Origin of the sequence: Alkalibacter saccharofermentans DSM 14828 (genome assembly GCF_900128885.1) — a bacterium.
GTDB classification, from domain to species: domain Bacteria; phylum Bacillota; class Clostridia; order Eubacteriales; family Alkalibacteraceae; genus Alkalibacter; species Alkalibacter saccharofermentans.
Genome location: NZ_FQTU01000006.1, coordinates 74,286 through 90,206, shown reverse-complemented (window position 1 = coordinate 90,206; position 15,921 = coordinate 74,286). Strand labels below are relative to the sequence as shown.

The 15,921-nt window shown below is 39.5% G+C and carries 16 protein-coding genes and 1 pseudogene; 11 read left to right on the top strand and 6 right to left on the bottom strand.

The window, feature by feature from the left end; all coding sequences use genetic code 11:
- Positions 1-4: 4 nt before the first annotated feature.
- The 6 genes from trpD (at position 5) to BUB93_RS05605 (ending at position 5,533) form a co-directional block, all read left to right on the top strand.
- On the top strand, positions 5-1,024 hold the full coding sequence (gene trpD / locus BUB93_RS11470) for an anthranilate phosphoribosyltransferase (RefSeq protein ID WP_073270113.1): 1,020 nt from the start codon (positions 5-7) through the stop codon (positions 1,022-1,024).
- Positions 1,025-1,044: 20 nt separating this feature from the next.
- Positions 1,045-1,824 carry an indole-3-glycerol phosphate synthase TrpC gene (trpC, locus tag BUB93_RS05625; RefSeq protein WP_073270112.1) on the top strand — a complete coding sequence of 260 codons (780 nt, stop codon included), beginning with the start codon at positions 1,045-1,047 and terminating at the stop codon, positions 1,822-1,824.
- Positions 1,821-2,429 (top strand): phosphoribosylanthranilate isomerase, encoded by a 609-nt coding sequence (locus BUB93_RS05620; RefSeq protein WP_073270111.1) that lies wholly within the window; start codon positions 1,821-1,823, stop codon positions 2,427-2,429. The genes trpC and BUB93_RS05620 overlap by 4 nt, the downstream gene beginning before the upstream one ends.
- Positions 2,422-3,624: a tryptophan synthase subunit beta gene (gene trpB, locus BUB93_RS05615; RefSeq protein ID WP_073270110.1), complete on the top strand. Its 1,203-nt coding sequence runs from the start codon at positions 2,422-2,424 to the stop codon at positions 3,622-3,624. The genes BUB93_RS05620 and trpB overlap by 8 nt, the downstream gene beginning before the upstream one ends.
- Entirely contained in the window at positions 3,614-4,411 is a 798-nt protein-coding gene (trpA, locus tag BUB93_RS05610) for a tryptophan synthase subunit alpha (protein WP_073270109.1), read from the top strand. The genes trpB and trpA overlap by 11 nt, the downstream gene beginning before the upstream one ends.
- 78 nt (positions 4,412-4,489) lie before the next feature.
- Positions 4,490-5,533: a DUF3048 domain-containing protein gene (locus BUB93_RS05605; protein ID WP_073270108.1), complete on the top strand. Its 1,044-nt coding sequence runs from the start codon at positions 4,490-4,492 to the stop codon at positions 5,531-5,533.
- A 31-nt stretch (positions 5,534-5,564) separates the two neighbouring features.
- Here the strand turns inward: BUB93_RS05605 and BUB93_RS05600 are convergent, their stop codons facing one another.
- The 5 genes from BUB93_RS05600 to BUB93_RS05580 form a co-directional block, all read right to left on the bottom strand.
- Entirely contained in the window at positions 5,565-6,818 is a 1,254-nt protein-coding gene (locus BUB93_RS05600; RefSeq protein ID WP_073270107.1) for an aminopeptidase P family protein, read from the bottom strand.
- Between the two features lie 133 nt (positions 6,819-6,951).
- Positions 6,952-7,191 (bottom strand): hypothetical protein, encoded by a 240-nt coding sequence (locus tag BUB93_RS05595; RefSeq protein ID WP_073270106.1) that lies wholly within the window; start codon positions 7,189-7,191, stop codon positions 6,952-6,954.
- Positions 7,192-7,211: 20 nt separating this feature from the next.
- Positions 7,212-7,919: a hypothetical protein gene (locus BUB93_RS05590; RefSeq protein ID WP_073270105.1), complete on the bottom strand. Its 708-nt coding sequence runs from the start codon at positions 7,917-7,919 to the stop codon at positions 7,212-7,214.
- Between the two features lie 546 nt (positions 7,920-8,465).
- Positions 8,466-9,668, bottom strand: a complete 1,203-nt coding sequence (locus BUB93_RS05585; protein ID WP_073270104.1) for a DNA polymerase IV — start codon at positions 9,666-9,668, stop codon at positions 8,466-8,468.
- A 142-nt stretch (positions 9,669-9,810) separates the two neighbouring features.
- On the bottom strand, positions 9,811-10,626 hold the full coding sequence (locus tag BUB93_RS05580; protein ID WP_073270103.1) for an SDR family oxidoreductase: 816 nt from the start codon (positions 10,624-10,626) through the stop codon (positions 9,811-9,813).
- Between the two features lie 222 nt (positions 10,627-10,848).
- Between BUB93_RS05580 and BUB93_RS05575 the strand changes: the two genes are divergently transcribed.
- The 5 genes and pseudogenes from BUB93_RS05575 to BUB93_RS05555 all read left to right on the top strand — a co-directional run bounded on the left by BUB93_RS05575 (position 10,849) and on the right by BUB93_RS05555 (position 15,175).
- A complete protein-coding gene (locus BUB93_RS05575) occupies positions 10,849-12,813 on the top strand; it encodes a BglG family transcription antiterminator (protein ID WP_073270102.1) in 1,965 nt (654 codons plus the stop codon).
- Positions 12,810-13,223 (top strand): transcriptional regulator GutM, encoded by a 414-nt coding sequence (locus BUB93_RS05570; protein ID WP_073270101.1) that lies wholly within the window; start codon positions 12,810-12,812, stop codon positions 13,221-13,223. Before BUB93_RS05575 ends, BUB93_RS05570 begins: the two co-directional genes overlap by 4 nt.
- Positions 13,224-13,260: 37 nt before the next feature.
- Positions 13,261-13,824 carry a PTS glucitol/sorbitol transporter subunit IIC gene (gene srlA / locus BUB93_RS05565; protein ID WP_073270100.1) on the top strand — a complete coding sequence of 188 codons (564 nt, stop codon included), beginning with the start codon at positions 13,261-13,263 and terminating at the stop codon, positions 13,822-13,824.
- 19 nt (positions 13,825-13,843) lie between these two features.
- Positions 13,844-14,796, top strand: a pseudogene (gene srlE / locus BUB93_RS05560) (PTS glucitol/sorbitol transporter subunit IIB).
- Between the two features lie 16 nt (positions 14,797-14,812).
- Positions 14,813-15,175, top strand: coding sequence for a PTS glucitol/sorbitol transporter subunit IIA (locus BUB93_RS05555; RefSeq protein ID WP_073270099.1), 363 nt, complete (start codon positions 14,813-14,815; stop codon positions 15,173-15,175).
- Between the two features lie 88 nt (positions 15,176-15,263).
- On the opposite strand, the gene BUB93_RS05550 is transcribed toward BUB93_RS05555, so the two are convergent.
- Positions 15,264-15,737 (bottom strand): cupin domain-containing protein, encoded by a 474-nt coding sequence (locus BUB93_RS05550; RefSeq protein ID WP_073270098.1) that lies wholly within the window; start codon positions 15,735-15,737, stop codon positions 15,264-15,266.
- Positions 15,738-15,921: the final 184 nt, after the last annotated feature.

Here is a 15,921-nt window from a genome sequence, read left to right as displayed (position 1 = left end):
TATAATGTATAAAGAGATGATGGAAAAGTTGCTTGAGAAAATAGATTTGACCAAAAACGAGATGCAGTCTTTGATGGAAGAGATAATGAGCGGCAATTTGACAGATGTTCAGGTAGCGGGGATTTTGACAGCTCTTAGGGCTAAGGGAGAGACCAAAGAAGAAATAGCAGGATGCGCATTCGTTATGAGGGATAAGGCATCAAAAGTACAAGTCGATGATGAAGACGCCATAGATACCTGCGGAACCGGAGGGGACGGAAAGCACACATTCAATGTCTCGACGGTTTCGGCGATAATAGCCGCTGCAGCTGGAGTTACAGTAGTAAAGCACGGGAATCGAAGCGTATCCAGCAAGTGTGGAAGCGCCGACATATTAAGCGATTTAGGAATTAAGATAGATCTTGGTCCTGATCGGGCAAAAAAATGTCTTGATGAAGCCGGGATTGCATTTTTGTTTGCGCCGGGATACCACCCGGCAATGAAATACGTGATGAATGCAAGAAGAGAGCTTGGAATCAGGACGATATTTAACATACTGGGCCCCCTTGCTAATCCGGGCATGGTAAAAAATCAGATACTTGGAGTCTTTGACGAAAGCCTTACAGAAGCAATGGCCGAAGTGCTCAAGGAGCTTGGTCTTAAAAGGGCATTGGTAATTCACGGCATGGACGGACTGGATGAAATCAGCATGTCCGATGAAACCAAGGTATCAGAGCTTAAGGACGGAAAGATATCGACGTATTTCATAAAACCAGAAGATTTTGGGATGATGCGTGGAAGCATAGATGACATAAAAGGAGGGACGCCTGAGGAGAATGCGAGTACTCTTATGGAAGTTCTAGAGGGAAAGGATATAAGCGTAAGGGATATCGTAATCCTAAACAGCGCTGCGGCTATATATATGGGTGGAGCTGCAGCAACAATTTCTGAAGGCATCGATATAGCCCAGAAGATCATCGATAGTGGTGCGGGCCTTAATAAACTGGAAGAATTTAAAAGAATATCAAACCAAGTCGCCTCATAGGCGTGAAAGGATGTATTAAATTGATTTTAGACAGGATAAACGATCATAAGAGAAAACAAGTAGCGGAAGACAAGAAAAGGATGCCTCTTGAACAGCTTAAGGAAATGATCGAGGATACCGGCAAGAGGAAAGCCTTTTCAAAGGCAATAAAAACCGGGGGAAAGATTTCCATAATAGCTGAAGTCAAGCAGGCATCGCCGTCCAGGGGGATAATAAAAAAAGACTTTGATCCCTTGGATATTGCCGCCGCATACGATAAAAGCGATGTACAGGCTATATCAGTTTTAACGGAGACGGACTTTTTTCTAGGAGACAAAGTGTATATTCCTCTAGTCAAGGAAAATACTAATAAGCCTGTTTTAAGGAAGGACTTCATAATAGATGAATATCAAGTATATGAGGCAAAGGCGCTGGGAGCAGATGCAATACTTCTGATAGCTGCCTCGCTGACGGATGACGAGCTTGTGTTATTGATGAACACTGCAGAAAGTCTTGGAATTGAAGTGCTTCTTGAGGTTCACGATGCAGAAGAGCTTGAAAGGGCACTTAGGACGGATGCTGAGATAATCGGGATAAACAACAGGGACTTAAAAACCTTTGTTACAGACATAAAGACTACCGAGCGCTTGATAGGAATGATACCCAAAGACAGGATAGTGATAAGCGAAAGCGGAATAGAGACAAAGGAAGATCTTGATTATCTAAAAGGCTTGGGGGTCGATGGAGTCCTTATTGGTGAAACCTTCATGAGGGCGGATTCCATTGAAGAGAAGGTCAAAGAAATCAGAGGAATAGAATGAAAGAAATAAAGATATGCGGGCTGAAACGTATGGAAGATATTGCATATGTCAATGAGTTTAGGCCGGATTACGTGGGTTTTGTATTTGCAAATAGCAAAAGACAGGTGAGCATCCAAACAGGAGCAGCGCTTTGCAAGGAGCTTTCTTCTGAAATTAAAAAAGTAGGCGTGTTCGTCAATGAAGAGCCAAAGATCATAAACCGGGCAATAAAAGAGTGCGGCCTTGACATAGTCCAGCTTCATGGAGATGAAAAGCCCGACTTTGCAAGTTTTGTAGACTCAAAAGTATGGAAGGCCTTTCGCGTGAAGTCTGCCGAAGATATAGCATATATAGAAAGTTATCCGGTAAGCGGATATCTCCTTGATGCTTATAGCGAAGCCATTTACGGAGGAACAGGGATGAGGTTTAACTGGGATATCGTAAGAAAAGTCAAGACGGACAAGAAGCTGATACTAGCCGGAGGAATAAATATAGACAATATAGAGGAAGCCATCAGAATCTCCAACGTTGACGTGATCGACGTCAGCGGCGGAGTAGAGACAGATGGCGTGAAGGATAAAAATAAAATACGAGAGCTTATAGGAAAGGTGAGAAACCATGGATGATAAATACGCTTTAAAGAGCAGGTTTGGAAAATACGGAGGACAATATGTTCCGGAAACGCTTATGACTGCTCTAATCGAGCTTGAAAGAGAATATGAAAAGGCGATAAAAGACGAAGGTTTCATAAAAGAGTTCAAATATTACCTTAAGGAGTACTCCGGAAGACCTACGCCCCTGTACTTTGCTGAGAACCTGACTGAAAAGCTTGGAGGAGGAAAGGTTTATCTCAAGAGAGAAGACTTAAACCATACAGGCGCCCACAAGATAAACAACGTCATAGGACAAGTACTTCTGGCCAAGAGAATGGGAAAGAAAAGGATAATAGCAGAGACGGGAGCGGGACAGCACGGGGTGGCAACAGCTACGATATGCGCGATGTTTGATCTTGAATGCGAAGTGTATATGGGAAAGGAAGATGTTGAACGACAAGCGTTAAACGTCTTTAAGATGGAGCTTTTAGGATCAAAGGTGGTGCCCGTAACCTCGGGGACCCAAACCTTGAAGGATGCGACAAATGAAGCGATAAGAGACTGGGTTTCAAATGTAGAGGATACATATTACGTCATAGGTTCTGTAGTTGGCCCCCATCCTTATCCTACCATGGTAAGGGACTTTCAGAGAATCATCGGTGATGAGGCAAGAGAACAGGTGCTGGAAAAGGAAGGAAGGCTTCCTGATTATCTGATCGCCTGCGTTGGAGGAGGAAGCAATGCCATGGGGCTTTTCTATCCCTTCATAGAGGATAAAGACGTCAGCATAATTGGGGTAGAAGCGGCAGGTGAAGGCGTGGAAACCGAAAAGCATGCGGCATCGATCACCAAAGGATCACTGGGAATCATCCATGGAATGATGACTTATCTTTTACAGGATGATTATGGTCAGATTCTTCCTGCTCATTCTGTTTCAGCAGGGCTAGATTATCCTGGAATCGGTCCTGAGCATGCCCATCTTCACGATACAGGCAGGGTAAGCTATGTTTCCGTTACTGATAATGAAGCATTGGATGCATTTCAGATGTTGTCCAGACTGGAAGGCATAATACCTGCTCTTGAAAGCTCCCATGCCCTAGCCCATCTTGTAAGGATGGCTCCAAAGACGAATAAGGATGACATCATAATAGTCAACCTTTCAGGCAGGGGTGACAAGGATGTGTATCAAGTAGCTGAAATTCTGGGAGGCAGAAAAGATGAAAAGTAAAATAACTAAAAAGTTCGAAGAGCTCAAAGGAAAAGATCAAAAGGCGTTAATCACCTATATAACTGCAGGGGATCCAAGTGTTGAAGATACTGAAGAGCTGGTTTACTCTCTGGAAAAGGCAGGGGCGGACATCATCGAACTTGGAATTCCTTACTCGGATCCATTGGCAGATGGTCCTGTCATTCAAAGGGCCGCACAAAGGGCTCTTGAAAATGATATAAATATCGATGATGTTTTTGAAATGGTTAAGAGGATAAGAAAAAACACGGAAGTTCCTTTGGCTTTTCTTCTATACTATAATTCCATACTCAGATACGGAATCAACAAGTTCATAAAAAACTGCAAGGAATCCGGCATGGACGGCCTTATAATAGCAGATCTTCCCTTGGAGGAGAGGGTTGATTTTAAAAGCGCTTTGATAGATACAGGAGTAGATCTTATACCACTTGTGGCGCCTACTTCAAATGAGAGGATTAAAAGCATAGTAGAAGATTCTAGCGGATTTATCTATTGTGTTTCTTCCCTTGGCGTTACCGGGACCAGGAGCAGCTTTTCTGAAAACATAGAGGAGTTTCTGGGCACCGTGGCAAGATATACTGACGTTCCTAGAGCCATAGGCTTTGGAATTTCAAGCCCGGATGCTATAAAGCAGCTTAAAGGTTATTCAGAAGGTGTAATAGTTGGAAGCGCGATAATAAAAAAAATAGAAGAAGGAATAAAAGACGGGACTCATGTTTTAAAGGTCGAAGAGTTCGTCAAGACATTGAAGAAAGCTTTAGCAGAGTGACCAGGGAGGTGCTATCTCCCTTTTTTTATTGATTTTAAAAGTCAAAAGGTGGATAATTAGTTTAAGAGGTGATATGAATTGAAGAAAATATTTATGTTTGCTTTATGCATAATGCTTGTTTTTTCGGCAGCAGCATGTTCTAGAAACGATGAAGAAAATGGAAATGATCAACCGGAACCACAGCCAGACCCAGTTGTTGAACCTGAATACTTGGCAAGGTACGACGAAATAACTGAGGGCATATCCCCTGTCACAGGCCTTGAAACTGATAAGGATAGCTGGCCTATTATGGTTCAGATTGCCAATACCCCGGCAGCGAGGCCCCATAGCGGGATAAGCAGCGCAGATCTCATTTATGAAATAGAAGTTGAGTCCACCATAACCAGGCTAACGGCGTTTTTTCATAGCGAGTACCCCGACAAGGTAGGACCTGTGAGAAGTGCCAGAAAACAACAGATTTATCTATGGAGCGAGTGGGATTTTCTTTATGGGTTCTTCGGAGGATCCACATACAATCCCGGCCAGAATATTTACGATTTGATGACCGAGCTTGGAATAGAGGCTCCAAAGCTGGATGGAACAAAAAACAGCAGGGCCTTCTTTAGGACTAGCGATAGGAAAGCACCCCACAATGCCTACATTCGCTTGTCTGGATTTGAAGATGACAGCTACAAGCCGGATAGGCTTAGGACCTTATATTTTGATAAAGACATCGAAATACAGGGGGAGGAAGCGAGAAAAATAAGGCTCACCTATAGAAGCGACAACAGGGTGTCATATGAATATGAGGACGAAACAAAAAAATACAACAGATTCATAAACGGAAACCCCATGATGGATATTGAGAATGGACAGCAGGTTTCTGTTGATAATGTTATCATTCAAAAGGCCAATCACTTCAGGGTAGAAGGAACTGTATACACCAATATAGACTTGGTAGGATCAGGAGAAGCCCTTTACTTTACTGAAGGAAAGATTAGAACTGGAACCTGGGAGAGAACAGATGCAGATTCCCTGACTATATACTATGATGAAGCCGGAGAAGAAATCCCGTTTAAACCCGGAAAGACCTTTGTGCAGATATTTAGAGACAACAGGGACGTAGAGGTAATAAACGACTGATCAAATATTAATGGCGGCTATATAGCCGCCATTAATATTCTAAAGATTCGTTCATCAATTCTTCGATCTCATCGATTTCCTTGATAAGATCCTTAGTGAGGTTTTCGTTTCCATCTTTTGTTATAAGAATATCATCTTCTATCCTAACCCCGATCCCTTCTGATTCGATATATAGCCCAGGCTCGCAGGTAAATACCATCCCCGGCTTTAAGATAATGTCCCGGTCGCCAACGTCGTGGGTGTCAAGCCCTAGGGGATGACCTATTCCATGATAGTAGTAGTTGGATATTTCGGCTTCTTCCTTTATCAATCCGATTTCCAAAGCCCCTTTTGCAAGCATGCCCCTAGCAAAGTCGTTGACTTCCTTCATGGAAACATCCGGTTTCATCATCTTTGTTGTCTCTTTTAATGTATCGAGCACCACAGAATAGATTTTCTTCTGCCTATCAGAGAATCTTCCGCCTACAGGGAAGGTCCGGCTGACATCGGCGCAATAATTTCTGTAGCGTGCCCCAAAATCAAGCAATATCAGATTTTCATTGGAAAGAGGAGAATTGTTTTTGACATAGTGCAAAACCGCAGCATTTTTGCCGGATGCAGCGATAGTCTCAAAGGCATGGTCAGTTCCGTTTAGCTTAAAACAAAAATCAAGGTAGGCTTCCACCTGATACTCGTAGGTGCAAGAAAGTACTTTTTGAAGCATCAGCTCGTAAGCCGATTTTGTGATAGAAATTGCTCTTTTGATGTTTTCTACTTCCCAATTGGATTTTATAAGCCTTTGGGCAGCGATTTTTTTTGAACAATCTCTTATCTGTATGTGAGGGTAGCTGTCTTTTATATATGCGGCAAAGATATTTGCCGTTGAAGAAGCGTCCTCGGGAGAGTTTCTGAACAAGTCTAAATATATCCTGCCGGGAGCTGTCATCGTACTTTGCACTATAGAATTTAGCTTTGGTTTTAATTCCTCTTTGAACAGTACAGTCTTTACTCCCGAAACATCTTGTGCTTCTTCTGGGGAGAGCTTTTTGCCCACCCATTTTTCAAGGATGGGATCTGACTTTTCGATAAAGAGATACTCTTGTGCTTCAGAAGTCGACTTTATAGCCATATATATCAGATTTTCTCTTTCAAGCCCGGTCATGTAGTAAAAATTCTTGTCCACATCGTATTTATAATAGGCATCTCTGGACCGGTGGGGAGCTTTTCCTGAAAACAGCACTACCAAGCTGTTGTCCCGCAAACCTTCAAGAAATGTCTTTCTATTTTCTATAAAAAAATCTTTCATTTTGATTCCTCCTAGAATAATGATCTCAAATTCAATACTAACATACCCGGGCTAATTTTGGTAGAATCAAAAAGTCCGCTGTTTTCAATCGACAACGGATTTGTGCAAATAACTTAGATATGTTTTTTTCAGACTAAAGGTATCCTATGGCTACGACTGCCAGCATCAATGCAAATGACAAGGATATTCCAGCCATAAATTTAAATCTGCCGGAATCGCCTTTTTTCTTGGCACGGTAAGCATTAGAACCTGTAAAAAAGGCTAGGGATGACAAAGAGACCAGCTGGGCTGCCAACAGGCTCTTGTTGAAGGCAAGGAAAACCATTATTAATCCGATTAACAGCAACTCAAATTTTGTGAATTTTTCGAACATTTTGATACCTGCTTTCATAATTAGTAAAGCTCTATTAGATTATATGTATTGGGTATATATACACCTGTTATCGTATAATGCCAGTACTTATAAGCATATTTATTATAATATCCTTGTGCGCCACAATAAGTTTTCTTTAACTTCCAGTCTTTTTTATAGCGTAGTGCGTAAACTTGCTCATGATATTGTTTGACTGTTAAGGCAACTGTGAGTGCAACTCCAGCAGGACCACCAAACCTTGTTAATATCAAGGATGATAAAAAAGAGATAGCGCTTTGGCCTATATATTGATTGGCTTTATAAGTATACCAGTCTGTTCTGATAGGCATCCAGTTTATATAGGTTGATGCATAGGATGGTGACAATAGATTGTTTGAAAGGTTATTCTCGTTTATAGAACTTTCTGTTACTTCAAAATAGATTTTTTCATTATTATAAGTTATAAAGTTGTCTTTACTATGATGGATAGATATACTTTTGCTATCACTGACAGTTGTTTTACGTTCATTAGTGGACAAGTCTGTTATTATCTCGATTTTATAGTCTACTCCATCTAAAGTATAATCCCCCCAAAAAACTTCAGTAGATTCAGTAGTTTTAGTAGTTTTTTCAGAATTAATTAATAATTGGGGACTTGTTTCTTGACTTAAATTTGAAGCTAGAACATACGAGAAATTGCTAGAAACAAATATTGCTATTACCAAGAATGCACATATTAACTTTTTCATATTTTTAACGACCTCCTATTTTTGTGTCAGATAAATTAAATTTAACGTTATTAATAGCGCATGTAGAAAATCTGAATTTTCGTGGTAGCTTATGAATGAAAATATATAGACGCTAAATAGAAAATATATCTAACATTTTATTGAGTACATAATACTCTTTGAAATAAATAACAAGAATGAAATGCACTACATGTAAAAATAATACTAAAAAGTAGATGTTAAGTCAATATATAATTTAATATTTAATAAAACAAAATTTTAGAAGAGTATATTTTAGGTATAGACTAAACATAAGGAATTAGCATGTAGGCGAATTCTTTTTTCTACCATTATATTTATTTTACAATGCGGTGTTGCTATATTTTGCCATTTAACTCCATTATATGACAATAAATGAGTATGTTATTTAGTTTAAGATATTAAAAATAATCATTAATAATAGAGTCATCTTTATAAATTTTCAAACAGAGCAATCATTTCATTAAGAAAAATTTTTCATAAAATATAGCAAAACACTATAAAAATTGAATTCATATTTTTGTGACCTCATTCATCCAGGTCTTTTTTGATAAGCGCTGCAGGCTTTAATGAAGATAGGCCGTATTTATTCCTTAAGGCATCGACGGCCTCCTCCAGCTTTAAGTCCTTGTCTTTTTTAGGATCCGGTTTTTCAGTGATGCATTCAAACATTGAAATCTGCTTGGAGACTTCATTTAATTTGAAATCCCCAAGAGCTACTCCTAGAAGCCTGACTGGGCGCCTGTCTTTCCAGTGTTTTTCGAGAAGAAGAATAGCTGCTTGATATATGTCCTTGGTTAAGGAAGTTTCAGCCAGGGTAAGCTGTCTGGTTATGGTCTTGAAATCTGCATATTTGATGGTGATCTGCACGGTTTTGCCTTGTTTGTTAAGCCTTCTAGCCCTTATGCCCACTTTGTCTGACAGGTGGAGCATTATCTTTCTAGCCTCGTCAAAGTCCGTCAGGTTTTTAGACAATGTAACAGAGTTTCCCACTGTTTTTACGTCTTCGTGAGCGTGAGGAGAAACTGGAGAATTATCTATGCCATTTGCATGCTTGTAGATGGATTCGCCCCATTTTCCAAAATTCGATATGAGAAGCATTGGGTCTGCCAAAGCCGCATCCTTAATGGTTTTGATGCCTAGGGCATTAAGCTTTTGCGCAGTCTTTTGTCCTACGCCATACATCTTTCCTATAGGCAGAGGCCAAAGCTTGTCTTTTATCTCGTTTTCCCAAAGGGTGGTTATTCCTTTGGGCTTTTTCATCTCAGCTGCCATTTTTGAGAGGAATTTATTGTTTGATATCCCGATAGAGCACCATAGATCAAGCTCTTCTTCAATCCTGCACATGATTTCTTGTGCGATGTCCATAGGCTTTCCAAAAATCTTTTCGCATCCGGTAAGATCCAGCCAAGCTTCGTCTATGCTGTTTTCTTCGACTACCGGAGTGTAAGAGGAAAGCAGCCTCATAACTTCTTTAGATTTTTCAGAGTAAAAAGAGTGGTCGGGAGGAACAAGCACGAGGTTTGGGCATAGCCTTAAAGCTTCGTATACAGACATAGCTGTCTTTACTCCAAAGGCACGAGCCTTGTAGTTGGCAGCAAGGATTATTCCTGTTCTTTTTTTAGGGTCTCCTGCAACGGCGGAAGGGCCTTCCTTTAGTTTGGGATTTCTGGTGGATTCACAGCTTATGTAAAAAGCATTCATATCAACTAGAAAGATTACTCGCTCCATTTAACTGCTCCTTGAGTAAAAGTTTTATTGAGATAAGTATATCATTTGGTGGTAAAAAGAAAAAGAGGATAAAGAACATATGTTCAAGAATTTGAGAGATGCAATAAAAAAGCGATCTGAAAAGCAGATCGCTTAAAGTAATTTAACCTCTAGTTTTGCCTCCGGCTACATTATATGTCACGCCGTGTATGTACCCTGCCCTATCCGATGAAAGAAATGCTACAGCATCCGCAATCTCAGAAAGCTTGCCTGCGCGTCCAAGAGGAGTAGTTGAAGTCGATTCATATCCGCTTCGCAGTTGTTCTACAGATATGTTTCTAGTGTAAGCTAAAGCTTTTTCATATTCCAATGTTCTAAGTCCAGTGGCTTCGATAATTCCCGGGGCTATACCTACAACCCTTATGCCGCTGCGTCCCAATTCTTTGGCCCATGATCTTGTAAAGGAATAAACAGCTGCCTTGGTGGCGGCGTAAGCACTTTGCCCTTCCGATCCTTCCAAGCCGCATTCAGATGTGACATTGATTATAACCCCGCTATTATTTTTTAGCATTTCCTTTGCTGCTGCTTGACCACAAAAGAAAGCCCCTTTTTGATTTACTAGATACATTTTGTCAAAACTACGCTCATCAAGTTCGTACTCAGGGTGTTCGCCCTTTACATCTACTAAAAGCCTAGGCATGTTTATTCCCGCATTGTTTACGAGCACATCTATTTTTCCAAATCTTTCGATTGTTTGTGTGATCATGTTCTTAACACTATCTAAATTTGTGACGTCGCATTCTATCAAATGAAAAGAATCTCCATCAAAATCATCGTCTGAAATATTTGTAAAACTTAAATCTCCAACAGCAACCTTCATTCCATTTTGTGAGAGATTAAGGGCAATTTCCTTTCCTATTCCCGAAGCCCCTCCCGTAACAAGTGCAACTTTTCCTTCTAAATTTAACCAGTTGTTCATATTGACCTCCTAAGTATTTTACTTGGTCAGGATTTCAAGCAAGGTTACTTAGGGTAAAATAGTTATAAGGTGATTTCAGATTAATTATATCATTATAAATAGAATAGTCCACACTTGCATTAGTACAACATTTTCAACTGATACCGGAAAAAGCCGGTATTAATAAATGGCAGTTGTAAAGGTATACTTGATTCAGGGTCAGGATTTCAAGGGGGTAAAAAAGTGGGATTTCCAGCGGATGGAAGAGTTTTAGGGTTGATTCTAAAAATTTATAACAGAGGCAATATCAGAATTTCAGATTTGGCGGAAGAGTTGAACTTAAGCACTAGGACAATACGAAATTACATCAAAAACATTAATGAAGCGTTGCCTTCCGTTATAGCTCAAGTAGTTAGCTTGAAAGGAGCTGAGGTAGAACTTTGTATTTATGACCATGAAAAGTATGATGAGCTTATGAAGAGAATGAAAGAGCAGTTTACTGAACAGGAAATGATAATTACGCCGGAAGAAAGGATCAAGTATGTTGCAAAAATATTGTTATACTCTAAGGATCCGATTAACATGGACGAATTGTCAGAAAGCATGTTCATAGGCAGAACGACTCTTGTAAACGACATCAAAAAACTAGGGAATGCTTTGACAACCTATAATATGTACATAAAAGGAAAACCAAATACAGGCGTTTGGCTTGAAGGCTCTGAAATAGCAAAAAGACAATTCATAATTGAAGTTTTAAGCAGAGGTTATTACAATATGATTGGCTTGAATAACATCATAAAAGAAGATGAGCCGGGGTTGGAGATTGTATTCAAGGAAGTGGACAAAGTTTTTAAGGAAAGCAATATCATGCATTTGGATGAAACCACAAAGCTTACTCGAAAATACATTATGGTACTGGCAGATAGAATAAAAAAAGGATTTGACGTTGTTAATTCTGAAAAAAAGTATGAAGTTCTATCAACTACAGAAGAATATAAAATAGCTGAAGTAATTTTTAAACTGATAGGCAAAAAGCTGGATATCAATTTGAAAGAAGCAGAAAAATACTATTTGACCTTACCCCTGATTGCTAGGAATGCCTCGATAAAGATTGACAGCAACAATATTGAAATATCAAACTCAATTAAAAACTTGGTTGCCAGAATTCTCGATGAAATAAGCAATACCATGGGAATTCAAATTAAATATGACAAAGAGCTAATGGCCGGACTAGAATACCACATAAACTTTGCCGTGAACAGACTAGTTTTTAATATCAACACTGAAAACCCTATGCTATATGACATAAAAAGAAAATATACTTTTCCATATGAAATGGCAAAAGTTGCAGCCAAGGTGATTGAAAGGACGTACTCTGTAAAAGTAACGGAAGAAGAAACAGCATTTCTTGCACTTCATTTCGGATCATATGTTGAGAAGATAAACACAGAAAACGATGACATCAACAGAGTTGCATTAATTTGCTCGACAGGTCTTGGGACTGCGAAGCTGTTGTTCATAAAACTCAGAAACTTGCTTGGAAACGATAAAATAATCAACACTTTTTCAGAAAATGAAATCGATTTAGAGGAGCTCGAGACATATGACATGATATTTACGACGATACCCTTAAAAATTGAGACAACGACGCCTATAATACAGCTTGACATTTTTTTCGAAGAAGACGAGCTGCGAAAGAGAATAAAAAACCGCTTTGTAATGAGAAAGAACGCTGCATGGGAAGTCGGATCGAATGTAAGCATTGTGAATATGGCGACAAAGCCAAATTTGTTTTTTAAAACAAATTTGGATGATTACATCGATATTTTAAAAGAAATCATAGGAAAGCTTTTCAATCAAAGAGAAGTTGACGAGGGGTATCTTGACAGAGTTTTGGATAGGGAGGCGACATACCCCACTACATTTGCAAACGGAGTAGCCATGCCCCATGCTATTAACAAGGGTGGAGAAAGGCTTATGATTTCAATAATAATTCCTGAAAAGGAAGTAAACTATGAAAATAGTGCAGTGAGGATAATATTCATGTTGCTGATTCCGGAGATTATGGATGAAAGCCCGGAAGTTTTGATAAAAACATACGAAGAGATACTGAAAATTTGCCAAAATGAAGATCTGCTTGGTAAAGTCATAAATGCAAAAGATTATTTTGAGCTTACAAATGTGTTGGTCAAGGAGGCGTTGAAGTGAATGATGTGGTAAGAATGGGCCTGGTAATAGCAGTTTTTTGGTTGCTCAATGCGGTGTTAGGGATGAGACAAGTAAAGGATTTTAATAAAAACTATATTGAGCTTAAAAAAAAATCAAGGGTTTTGATAGGAAGAAAAAGAGGATATCTTCAAGCAGGTACCGTGATCCTGTTGGCAATAGATGATCAGGATGTTATAACTGAAGCACGAAAAATGCAGGGGGTCTCGATATTTGCCAGGGTTAAAGCCTTTAGCGGTTTAACAGGGAAAGAGGTAGAACAATTGCTGGATGAAGCGCTATTGAAAAACTACAATAGATATACGCAAAAAGCATTAAAAAATGCTTATGAAAATTTTGTCGCTTTTAATAAAGAAAAATCTGAAAAAAATGAAATGGAAGCATCAGTTTAAATGGTTTAAATTTTTTAAGATATAAGGAGGAAACTAAATGACAACTTTTTTTGAACAACTGGCCAGAGGAGCCGACTGGTTTATGAACCTGTTTAGAGCAGGAGGAGACGTTTTTATTGCTTTTATGACTGGAATAGTACCGCTGCTAATAGCCTTGCTGGTAGTAATGAATGCAGTAATAGTAATGATCGGTACGGACAAGGTGGAAAGATTTGCATCTAAGTCAGCAAGCAACCCAGTATCAAGGTATTTGTTGCTGCCTTTAATCGGAACTTTTGTATTTGCAAACCCGATGACGCTTTCACTAGGAAGATTCTTGCCTGAAAAATACAAGCCGAGCTATTATGCAGCATCGAGTTTTTCCTGCCATACAATGAATGGTTTGTTCCCACATGTTAATCCAGGTGAATTGTTTGTATTCTTAGGCATAGCCAATGGCATAACCGCGTTGGGGCTTAATACGGCAGATCTAGCCATCAGATATTTCTTGGTAGGCATGGCAACAAACTTCTTCAGAGGATGGGTTACAGACTTTACTACAATGATTGTTGAAAAGCAGCAGGGGATATCGCTTAGCAATGTTATTGAAATTAATGAGTAAATTCGAGGAGGATTATGCCATGGATTATAGAAAAATCAAAATAACAAAAGGATCAGGCGGCTGGGGTGGCCCTTTGATTATCGAACCAAATGAAACAAAGAACAAAGTAGTTTATATAACAGGTGGTGCAAGGCCTGAAGTCGCTGTTAAAATTGCTGAAATGACAGGTTGTGAGTTGGTAGATGGATTTAAGACTGGAGTGCCGGACAAGGAAGTTGCATGTGCCGTCATCAACTGTGGAGGAACATTAAGATGCGGGATATTTCCCCAGAAGAACATAATGACTATAAACATCATGGCAACCGGCAGGAGCGGACCTTTGGCAATGTATATAAAGGAAGACAATTACGTTTCTGCAGTAAAAGAAAATAACTTAGAGTATATAGATTAGGAGGATTTGGAATGGCAAAGTACGATACAGATAAAAAAATAAGTCAACAAAGCCAGGGGCTTGTTGCAAAAGTAGGTATTGGAATAGGAAAGATAACGGCAATTTTTTTCCAAGCGGGAAGAAATACCATAGATACAGTACTCCATACGATACTTCCTTTCATGGCGTTTGTAGCGACGTTGATCGGGATAATAAATGCTTCAGGTGTAGGTTCGTGGTTTGCGAATCTGCTTACACCACTAGCTGACAATGTCATTGGGCTGATAATAATATCACTGATATGTTCTTTTCCGTTGTTGTCACCTTTTCTTGGGCCTGGTGCAGTAATAGCGCAGATCATAGGTGTGTTGATAGGGGTAGAGATAGGAAATGGATCGATTCCGCCACACTTGGCATTACCGGCTTTATTTGCCATAAACGCACAAGCAGCCGCTGACTTTATTCCGGTAGGTTTAGGTTTAGCTGAAGCAAAACCAGAGACTGTTGAAGTCGGGGTGCCTTCAGTGCTATATGGGAGATTCTTAACAGGTGCGCCTACGGTAGTCATAGCGTGGTTGGCAAGTGTAGGACTTTATAGCTAAGGGTATGGATGAAAACATGACAACTGTGTATAAAACGATAATACAGGATATTGGGAAAAATGCCGGAGATTTTCTCGAGTATAAAATGATTGTTATTTTTAAAGATAACGCGCCACAGGAGCTAAAAGATTATTGTTATATTCATCATTTTAATAAGCTGGATAGTACGATAAAAGAAGGGAATACTCTTTTAATAGATGGTGAAGAATACAAAGTTACAGCAGTGGGAAGCCTGGTAAATGAAAATCTAAAGGAACTGGGGCATATAACCTTCAAGTTCTCAGGAGAGACGGAAGCAGAAGTGCCGGGTACTCTTTACTTGGAAGATAAAGAAATTGGCAACATATCAATAGAATCAGTTTTAGAGATAATCGAATAAATCAGACTTATAACAAGAGCCCTGCCGATACCGGCAGGGCTCTTGTCTCCATAAAAATATTTGTTTATAAAAAAGTTGGAAGATTGACTCAACCAAAATATTTATCTGGTACTTTGATGAATTTTGCTATCTCGGGATTTGTCTTTAATGTTTCGATTTCCTCTTTGGTAAGCAGAGTGAACTTATCTCTCTTTGCGTCAACGGTACAGAAAAAACCAAAAGGCTCATCTGAAGTGTTTATCAGCTGGTGCCATGCATTAGGAGGAACTACGATTAAATCCATTGGCTTGGCATCGAATATCTCGTCGTTTACGATGATTTTACCTACGCCCCTGGCTATGACCACCACGTGTACGTGTTCGTGTTTTTCCAAAGTTGAGAAACCGTCTTTTGCGCATTCGAAATACCTAAGGTGAAAATCAGTGTTGGCTTCATGCTCTACCAGATTTTGTCTAGAAGTCTCGTTGAAGGTTACCGGGCCGTCTTCCCCTGAGGGCTTGTAGTCTATTTTTGTGATTCCGTCCCAGTTGAAGTCATTGAATTTAAAGAATACTTGACTCATTATCCTACCTCCGAAATCCATCAGGATTTTATTTTTTTGATATTATCTTAGCACACTAACTGCTTGGTAATACAATCATATAAAAATTCAAGACCCATGGCAACGGTTATATGGGATAAATCAATAAATAAGCTCAATAAACGAGCAGATGCTCGCGTATGCTGGGAAGAACTGGAGAAACTAA